This window comes from Natrinema soli, assembly GCF_028618695.1.
The window spans coordinates 1-8440 of sequence record NZ_JAQIVI010000831.1; the positions used below are offsets into that span (position 1 = coordinate 1).

The 8440-nt window shown below is 64.9% G+C and carries 8 protein-coding genes and 1 pseudogene; 5 read left to right on the plus strand and 4 right to left on the minus strand.

The window, feature by feature from the left end; genetic code table 11:
• The first annotated feature begins 104 nt into the window (after nt 1-104).
• A complete protein-coding gene (gene bluB, locus PGX04_RS33590) occupies nt 105-803 on the plus strand; it encodes a 5,6-dimethylbenzimidazole synthase (RefSeq protein WP_273742435.1) in 699 nt (232 codons plus the stop codon).
• Nucleotides 804-1210: 407 nt separating this feature from the next.
• Here the strand turns inward: bluB and PGX04_RS33595 are convergent, their stop codons facing one another.
• Nucleotides 1211-3145: a beta-CASP ribonuclease aCPSF1 gene (locus tag PGX04_RS33595; RefSeq protein ID WP_273742436.1), complete on the minus strand. Its 1935-nt coding sequence runs from the start codon at nt 3143-3145 to the stop codon at nt 1211-1213.
• Between the two features lie 489 nt (nt 3146-3634).
• Here PGX04_RS33595 and PGX04_RS33600 point away from each other — a divergent pair, with 489 nt between their 5' ends.
• The gene (locus PGX04_RS33600; protein ID WP_273742437.1) at nt 3635-4120 is read left to right on the plus strand and encodes a DUF7984 family protein; all 486 of its coding nucleotides are present in this window, start codon (nt 3635-3637) and stop codon (nt 4118-4120) included.
• A gap of 43 nt (nt 4121-4163) precedes the next feature.
• On the opposite strand, the gene PGX04_RS33605 is transcribed toward PGX04_RS33600, so the two are convergent.
• Nucleotides 4164-4754 (minus strand): hypothetical protein, encoded by a 591-nt coding sequence (locus PGX04_RS33605; RefSeq protein WP_273742438.1) that lies wholly within the window; start codon nt 4752-4754, stop codon nt 4164-4166.
• A 126-nt stretch (nt 4755-4880) separates the two neighbouring features.
• Here PGX04_RS33605 and nucS point away from each other — a divergent pair, with 126 nt between their 5' ends.
• Nucleotides 4881-5624, plus strand: coding sequence for an endonuclease NucS (gene nucS, locus PGX04_RS33610; protein WP_273742439.1), 744 nt, complete (start codon nt 4881-4883; stop codon nt 5622-5624).
• 51 nt (nt 5625-5675) lie between these two features.
• On the opposite strand, the gene PGX04_RS33615 is transcribed toward nucS, so the two are convergent.
• Nucleotides 5676-6131, minus strand: a complete 456-nt coding sequence (locus tag PGX04_RS33615; protein WP_273742442.1) for a YbhB/YbcL family Raf kinase inhibitor-like protein — start codon at nt 6129-6131, stop codon at nt 5676-5678.
• A gap of 148 nt (nt 6132-6279) precedes the next feature.
• On the opposite strand from PGX04_RS33615, the gene PGX04_RS33620 reads away from it, so the two are divergent.
• Nucleotides 6280-6447, plus strand: a complete 168-nt coding sequence (locus PGX04_RS33620) for a hypothetical protein (protein WP_273742440.1) — start codon at nt 6280-6282, stop codon at nt 6445-6447.
• Nucleotides 6448-6456: 9 nt separating this feature from the next.
• Nucleotides 6457-6618, plus strand: a pseudogene (locus PGX04_RS33625) (GNAT family N-acetyltransferase); the annotation flags it as partial.
• A 134-nt stretch (nt 6619-6752) separates the two neighbouring features.
• Here the strand turns inward: PGX04_RS33625 and mutS are convergent.
• Nucleotides 6753-8440 (minus strand): DNA mismatch repair protein MutS (mutS, locus tag PGX04_RS33630; RefSeq protein WP_273742441.1); only part of this gene is annotated, 1688 nt, incomplete at its 5' end.

Below are 8440 nucleotides of genomic sequence, written 5' to 3' on the forward strand. Positions count from 1 at the left end.
GGCCGGCCGCTCGAGCGGCGTCCGTCGCCGTTCGCCGGACTCGAGTCCGCATCCCGAGGGCCAGTCGGCGGTTTTTATACAACTCTTCTTTCATAGATGAAGTAATGGTTGCATTCACCGATGCGGAACGGGATGCGGTGTACAAGACGATCTACGCCCGACGCGATATCCGACGGTTTCGCGACGAACCGATTTCGGACGAGATCCTCGAGCGACTGATTCGGGCCGCACACCACGCCCCGAGCGTCGGCTTTTCGCAACCGTGGGACCTCGTCGTCGTCAGCGACGACGGGACGAAAGCCGAAATCGCCGCGATCGCGGAGCGCGCCATCGCGGCCGCCCGCGAAGGGTACGAGGAGCCACAGAAAAGCGAGTTCGCCGCGCTGAAACTCGAGGGAATCCGCGAGTCTCCGATCAACGTCTGCGTGACCTGCGATCCGACCCGCGGCGCGCCCCACGTCCTGGGCCGCAGTTCGATGACGCAGACCGACGTCTATTCGACCTGTCTCGCGGTGCAGAACCTCTGGTTGGCCGCTCGAGCGGAGGGCGTCGGCGTCGGCTGGGTGAGCGTCCTCTACCCGCACGAGGTCCGGGAGGCCCTCGGGATTCCACCGCACATTAAGCCGGTCGCGTACCTCTGTCTGGGCTATCCCGAGGACGGCTTCCCCGAGGAGCCGGTCCTCCAGCAGGAGGGCTGGCGCGATCGACTCGAGGTGGAACCGCTCGTCCACGAGGAGCGATGGGACGCCGACGAGACGACCGAGACTGACGGCGAAGCGGTCGTTTCGTCGGACAACAGTTGACGATCGTTCGATCTGGACTTACCGTGGTGGTTCCGTGACAGCCGGATTCCCCGTCTCTGTTACACGGATCGATCGTCCACAGTGGCCGACTCGAGCGTGCGCCTCGATCAGGAGGCGCGCGCTCGAGTCACGGGGAAGGGATAGGCCACCTGGCGCGGCGCGCGGATCCGTGCGCCGCGCAAGTGCGGTCCTAGTGGCCTGCGGAAATCGAAGATTTCCGGGCGACCGGAGCGCCTGCGGCGCTCCGGTAGAATTGAAAAGGGCGAGCGGTGCGAGGTCGCAAAGCGACCTCGAAGCGAAGCGGCGAAGCCGCGGAGCGATCGCTGCCAAGCGATCGCGTGGGAGCTCAAAAATCGCACAGCGATTTTTGGTTTCTCGAAAACGCTTCGCGTTTTCGGAGACTTTCTTTACAGGAAGCGGAAGGTCTCGAGGTTCTTCGGCGCGAAGGTTCGCATGTCGTAGTCGTGGTAGAGGGCGCTCGAGAGGTCCTGCGTGGAGCGTTCGTCGCCGTGGACACAGAGCACTTTCTCGGGGCGTGGATTCATCGTTTTGACGAAGTTCTCGAGGCCGGCGCGGTCGGCGTGGCCGGAGAAGCCGTCGACGGTCTCGACGCCCATGTTCAGCGAGAGGGTGCCGCGACCGTCTCCGGAGCCCATCGAACCGACTTCGCTGGTGGGGATCTCGTCCCAGCCGTTCTGGATGCGCCGGCCGAGGGTTCCCTGGGCCTGGTAGCCGACGAAGACGAGCGACGAGTCCGGATCGGGGCCGAGATGGCCGAGCCAGGACATGATCGGGCCGCCGGTGACCATCCCGGAGGTCGAGAGGATGATGCAGGGTTCGCCGTCGGCGACTTCCTGTCGTTCCTCCTCGCCGGCGTCGATGTGGTTGAACTGCTCGGCGAGGAACGGGTTCTCGTCCTCGTGGAAGATCCGGTCTCGCAGATCGTCCCGAAGGTACTCGGGGTAGGTGGTGTGGATCGCCGTCGCCTCCCAGATCATCCCGTCGAGGTGGACCGGCATCTCGGGAATTTTACCGTTGCGCATCGCCTCCTCGAGGACGAGCATGATCTCCTGTGACCGACCGACTGCGAAGGCGGGAATAACGACCTTCCCGCCCTTGTCGTGGGTGTCGTTGATGACCTCTACCAGGTTCCGCTCGGAGTCCTGTTGGTCGGTCTGATAGTCGTTTCGACCGCCGTAGGTTGACTCGAGGACGAGCGTCTCGACCCGCGGGAAGTCGTTGACCGCGCCGTTGAACAGGCGGGTGTCGTCGTAGTGAATGTCTCCGGAGAACGCGACGTTGTAGAGGCCGTCTCCGATGTGGAAGTGCGAGACGGCCGAGCCGAGAATGTGGCCGGCGTTGTGGAAGGTGAGTTTGACGTCCGGCGCGATGTCCGTGACGTCGCCGTACTCGAGGGGGATGCAGTGTTTGATCGCCTCGCGGACCTGCTCGCTCTCGTAGGGGGGGCTCCGGCCTTCCTTGGCCGCGACGTCGAGGTAGTCCAGCGTCAGCAGGCCCATCAGATCCCGCGTCGGTTCGGTACAGTAGATCGGGCCGTCGTAGCCGTATTTGAACAGCAGCGGGATCAGCGCGGAGTGGTCGAGGTGGGCGTGCGTGAGGACGACCGCGTCGATGGTCTGTGGCCCCGCGCCGAGCGCCTCGGGCGCGTGGAGATAGGGTACTTCACCCTCGGCACCCGGTTTATCGCCGCAGTCGATGAGGATCCGCGTCTCGGGCGTCGAGAGGATGAACGACGCACGGCCGACCTCGCGACAGCACCCCAGCGTCGTGATGCGGACGTACTCGTCGTCAGACATCTCCTCGCGGTGGATCTGTCGACCGACCTTCTCGAGGATATCGCGGCGCTCGTCGCGCTCCTGTTTGAGAAAGCTGCGGACGTTCGAGACGGTCGAGGATTCGATCGGCGGCGTACGGACGACTTCGGGCGTCCAGCCGACGGTCTTCGTGATTTCGCGGAGCGTCGACCCGTGGCGGCCGATGACCATACCGGGCTTTTCGGCCTCGATGACGACTTCGCCGGTGTCGGCGTGGAAGTCGAGATCCGTGACCCCCGCGTCCTCGGGGACGACGTTCATAATCTCCTCGCGAGCCTGTTCGGGTCGCGAAAGGACGCTGGGGTCGGGCCGGACGGTGATCCGCTTGCGTAGCTTACTCGCGAGCTGCCGAATGAGGTCGCCCTGCTGGGCGAACTTCTTCGGATCGCGCGTGTAGACCACCAGTTCGGGGCCTTCGTATTTCACCGAGGAGACCGAGATATCGCTCGGTAACTCGCTCGTGATCTGTGCTTCGAGATCGTCGAGTTGCTGCTCTACAGTGCTCATAGGTCGCCAATGTGGCTTGCGTGAACTCGCCGCCCGGGATCGAGTGCGCCGCCGGGTGGGGCAGAAGCGATAGGAGACCGACGACGGACTTCAGTGCCGTGACGACTGCTGACCGATGGCCGCCACGCCACGTGTGAGCGTCGTCCGAATGGGACAACGTAGCTCACACTCCGTCTCGTCTCCCGAATCATCGTATCCTACTCCGTGCCTGACGAAGACGCTCCCGGATCGGTTATCCTGGTTCGTGCGGGACAATTCCAGGGAGAACCCGCTTACTCGAGGCTATTCTTTGCGTAGTATAAAAGCCTTCGCAAAAACGGGCCGCGCGGACGGACTACCGTCGGCCGACAGGCAGTGAATGCCCGATCGCGGGGCGATCACGACGCGGTCTCGTCGGAATCGTCGTACCGCTCCCAGCGACCACGCCGACGATGCGGTTGCAACCAATAGTACAGCGTTTTGGGGAACGGGATCGTCGTTTCGGTAGCCATGCGCATTACGCCTGCTCGAGTCCGCGAGGAACGAAACTGGGTCGTCGACCGTGCCGATCGGGTCGTCCCCCTCATCAACGACGTTCGCGACGACCTCGGCGAGGTCTTCGGTACCGACGTGGACGCGGTGACGGCGGACCGGTATCGTGAGGAGGTCGACGCCGTCTTCGCCGACGGCGATCTGTCCGTCAACGTCGCCGCCCTGGTCGCCATTCTCAGGGGCCTCGACGTGGAGAACGATTACCCGGGGTTCGTGGTCGACGAACTCCTCGGTCGGGAACTGGCCGCGACGATCGCCGGCGACCAGCCGCTGCGGACGCTCGGCGAGGCGACGTTCCATTACGCCGATATCAAGGTCCACGGCGATGCGAGCGAGAACGCCGGTATCGACGACTGCGAGGCGGCGCTCGCCGCTGGCTTTCAGGAGCGACTACCCGGCTGGAACTGGACCGAACGCGAGAGTCCGTTCTCGCTCGAGCGGTAAATCCGGCGAACGGGAAGTATTCAACTGTCGGCCGGTGCTCGAGTTACTCGGCCGTCTCGTTGCCGGAGTCGGAGCCGTTCGTCTCATTGCCGGAGCCGGATCCACTGGTCACGTTGCCGGGGTCGGAGCCGTTCGTTTCGTTGCCCCCATTCTGCGCCTGCTGCTGTTCTTCGAGCATCGCCTGTTGTTGTTCCTGCTGCTGTTGTCGCTGAACGAATAGCTGGTAGCGCTCACCGGGATAAATCCCGCCGACAGCTCCGTTTTGAAGGGCATCCATGATCGCCTCGTCGGGCCCCGTAACGCGAAGCAGTCCGTACTTCGGCTCCGACTCTTCGACCGAAATATCGCTCTCGCCGGCCGATTCTTCGAACGACGTCGTGGCTTCTTTCGTCAACTCGAGTTGTCTCTCCTCCAACTCCTGTCTCGCCTCCTGATCGCTGAGATTGCCGTCATCGATATCGGTTTGGATCTCGGCCAGCTTCTCCCGGTCCGGCGTGACCGATAGCGTGACCGCGTTCTCCCCCTCGTCGTTCGATTGCCCCATCGAATCGAGCTGCGAACAGCCAGCGAGCGATGTAGCTGCGCCGGTACCGGACAGTGCGAGGAACCCGCGACGGGTCGATAGGTTCGACATCGTGTTTTGCGCAGGGACGAACGTGGATATACCTTCTGCGTTGGGCTGCGTTCGAACGCGACGAATCGATGGGGGAATCCGCACGACAGCGCGGTCCTTTTATCCGTCCCGGCGCTAGGACGGTCAGTGACGGACTCCGAGTACGGCCACAGAACGGAAACACTCCAGGGGCCGACACCGGCAGCGGCCCGCGACGTGATCGCCCGCGGAATCGATACCGACGCCATCGTCACCGTCTACGGTCGCTGCACCGTCGACTACGACGGCCGAGCGACGAGCTACCTCGAGGCGGGGGACCGCCACGTCATGCTCAAACCCGACGGGGCGGCGCTGGTCCACACCGACGAAGGCCAGCAGCCGGTCAACTGGCAGCCGCCGGGCTGTAATCACGACGCCTTCTGCGAGGACGGGGCGCTCGTCCTCGAGAGCCTGCGACCGACGCCGGACGAGCGCCTCTGCGTCCGATTTCAGGAGATCCTGCAGGTTTCGGCGTTCTCGGGCTCGGACGAGAACGAGCTCGCACTCGTCGGGACCGAGGAGGATCTCCGTCAGCGGATCCTCGAGGACCCCGAGCTGCTCGAGACGGGATTTACACCGCTTGCGACCGAGCGGGACACGCCGGCCGGCGCGGTCGACATTTACGGCGAGGACTCGACGGGGCGGGCGGTCGTGGTCGAACTGAAGCGCCGCCGCGTCGGCCCCGACGCGGTGAGCCAGCTTCGACGGTACGTCGACGCCCTCGAGCGGGACTTACACGCCGACGCGGCCGTCCGCGGAATCCTCGTCGCGCCCTCGGTGACCGACCGCGCGGAGCGACTGCTATCGGACCACGGTCTCGAGTTCGTCTCGCTCGAGCCGCCGGCCGAGTGAGCACCGGCACCGATTCGGGGTCGTCGTATCGCCGCCACGGATCGTCGGTCGTCAGGCCGGATACGTTCCCTCGAGTTGCGTCCGTTCGAGAACGTGGCCATCCATCGCTGATTCGAGGTCGTCCGCATCGGCGTCGGGTCCGAGATCGAGCGTCGTATCCAGTGCGAACAGTTTGAATCGGTAGGTGTGTTCCCTGTCCGGCGGGTTCGGGCCGCCGTAGCCGGTCTCGCCGAAGTCGTTCGTCCCCTCGGTCGCGTCGTCCGGTGACCAGTCCTGCGAAACCGTCGTCGTCTCCGGCGGGATATTCCAGACGAGCCAGTGGTCCCACACCTTCCCGGCGGGCTCTTTCGCGTCGGGGTCGTCCACGATCAACGCGAGAGCGTCGGTCTCGGTCGGAACGCCGTCGATCTCGAGCGGCGGGTTGACGTTGTCTTTCGTGTAGCCGTACTCCTCGGGGATTCGGTCGCCGTCGTCGAAATCTGGACTCTCGAGCGTGAGGTCTTCCATGTCGATCATTCTCTCCGTGTACCGTCCGAATCGAGCGTTCACCACCTGGATAGAAGAAACTTACAGCCCGTCGGGAGTCCCGGCAAGCCTTCGAGAGCCCCGGCAGGTGCCTCTGGACTCGTCGCGATCGGACCGTTTTGCGGTCGGCGTGGGTACTACACGAAACAGCTATGCGAACTGTCGATCCGACGTCGAAGATATTCCGGACGACGACCTCGAGCGAATTTCCGAGACGCACGTCGACGGCGGCGGAGAGTTTCTCGGCGACAGCATCGTCGCGATGGGCGGATTTCGACCGAACGACGAGACGGACTAGATCGCGAATATGGTCCCCGACTTCGCGGATGGCGCAGTCGAATTCACTCGAAAGCGCGTCGATCCAGACTATCAGCGCCGCGGGTACGGTCGACGCATTTACGAGGAACTCGAGCGGCGCGCTCGATCGCAGGCAGGCACCCAGATCGTACTCGACGCGATGGCGAACCAAACTGCAGCGTGCGGACTGTACGAGACGCAAGGTTTCGAAGAAGTCCACCGCGAACGGATCGAGGTGTTGACCCCTTCGAACTCCTCGTCTACCGAAAGCCGGAGATCGAAGACGGCTGAGACAGTGCCATCGTCTCACTCCTCGAGCGACCGCTTCAGCCGATCGAGTTCCGTCAGCGCCTCGACGGGGGTGAGATGTGCGAGATCGAGCGCGCGGAGTTCCGCGGCCACGTCGGCCGGCACATCTCCCCCGTCTGCAGTAGCCGTCTCCTCGGTCGTTTCGGGAGTCGGCCCCGTACTCGAGTCGTCCGAATCGGCAGTGCTCGTCTCGACCTCGTCGGCCGTCTCGAGGCCATTGTCCGCCGTGTCCGCGACCAAGTTCCGCGCGCGGTCGACGACGGAACCGGGGACTCCCGCGGCCGTCGCGACCTCGACCCCGTAGGAGCCCGTCGCCGCGCCGGGCACGATTTCGTGGTGGAAGACGACCTCGCCGTCGCGCTGGTCGACCTCGAAGTGGAGCGTAAAGGCGGCCGCGAGGTCGTCGGCGAGTTCGGTCAGCGGGTGGTGGTGGGTCGCAAAGAGCGTCGTCGCGCCGACCGCGTCATGGAGGTGTTCGGTGATCGCCCGCGCGATGGCCATCCCGTCGGCCGTCGAGGTCCCCCGTCCGACCTCGTCAAGGAGGACGAGCGAGTGTTCGTCGGCCTCCCGCAGGATCGTTGCGAGTTCGTCCATCTCGACCATGAACGTCGAGCGGCCCCCGGCGATGTCGTCGCTGGCACCGACGCGGGTGAAGATCCGGTCGACCGGTGTGATCCGGGCCGCGCTAGCGGGCACGAAGCTCCCGACCTGGGCCAGCAGAACTATCTGGGCGACCTGCCGCATGTAGGTCGACTTCCCAGACATGTTCGGCCCCGTGATCACCGCGAGCCGCCGATCGCGAGCGAAGCGAGCGTCGTTCGGGACGAACGACTCCTGCGTCCGCTCGACGACGGGATGACGGCCCCCCTCGATCTCGAGGGTCTGGTCGCTGTCGCGCTCGAGAATCTCGGGCCGGCAGTAGTCGTACTGCGCCGCGGCGCTCGAGAGGGAGACGAGCGCGTCCAGCGTCGCGAGCGCCTCGGCGAGCCCCTGGACGCGTTCGACCTCGTCGGCGATCTCTCGACGGACGTCGCAGAACAGTTCGTACTCGCGTTCGTCCGCCCGCTCCTCCGCGCCGACGATCTGATCCTCGCGCTCTTTGAGTTCCGGCGTGACGAACCGCTCGGAGTTCTTGAGGGTCTGGCGGCGCTGGTAGTCGTCGGGCACCGACTCGAGGTTCGGGTTCGTCACCTCGATGTAGTAGCCGTGAACCGAGTTGTAGCCGACCTTCAGCGAGTCGACCCCCGTCCGCTCGCGTTCGCGCTCCTCGAGGTCGTCGATCCACTGTTTGCCGTCTCGGGCGGTCCCGCGCAGGTCGTCCAGATCGTCGTCGTACCCCTCGGCGATGATGTCCCCCTCGGTGATTTCGATCGGCGGGTCCGAGACGATCGCGTCCTCGATCAGCTCGCGGACGTCGGCCAGCGGATCGAGGGTCTCGTGGAGCCGTTGCAGTCGCTCGCAGTCCGCGTCGGCGAGCTCCTCGCGAACGTCGGGAACGACGGCGAGGGTGTCCCGCAGCGAGCGCAGGTCTCTCGCGTTCGCCCGCTCGCGAGATATCCGTCCGATCAGCCGCTCGAGGTCGTAGACCGACCGCAGCCGATCGTGCAGTCGCTCGCGCGTCTGGACCGCGCTCGTGAGTTCCTCGACGGCGTCCAGCCGCGCCTCGATCCGGTCGGGCTCGAGCA

What these genes read in the sequence shown, in the direction of transcription:
- PGX04_RS33605 (WP_273742438.1), bottom strand. Translation starts at nt 4,754, where the DNA reads ATGTCGAACCTATCGACCCGTCGCGGGTTCCTCGCACTGTCCGGTACC.
- PGX04_RS33595 (WP_273742436.1), bottom strand. Translation starts at nt 3,145, where the DNA reads ATGAGCACTGTAGAGCAGCAACTCGACGATCTCGAAGCACAGATCACG.
- PGX04_RS33600 (WP_273742437.1), top strand. Translation starts at nt 3,635, where the DNA reads ATGCGCATTACGCCTGCTCGAGTCCGCGAGGAACGAAACTGGGTCGTC.
- PGX04_RS33615 (WP_273742442.1), bottom strand. Translation starts at nt 6,131, where the DNA reads ATGGAAGACCTCACGCTCGAGAGTCCAGATTTCGACGACGGCGACCGA.
- bluB (WP_273742435.1), top strand. Translation starts at nt 105, where the DNA reads ATGGTTGCATTCACCGATGCGGAACGGGATGCGGTGTACAAGACGATC.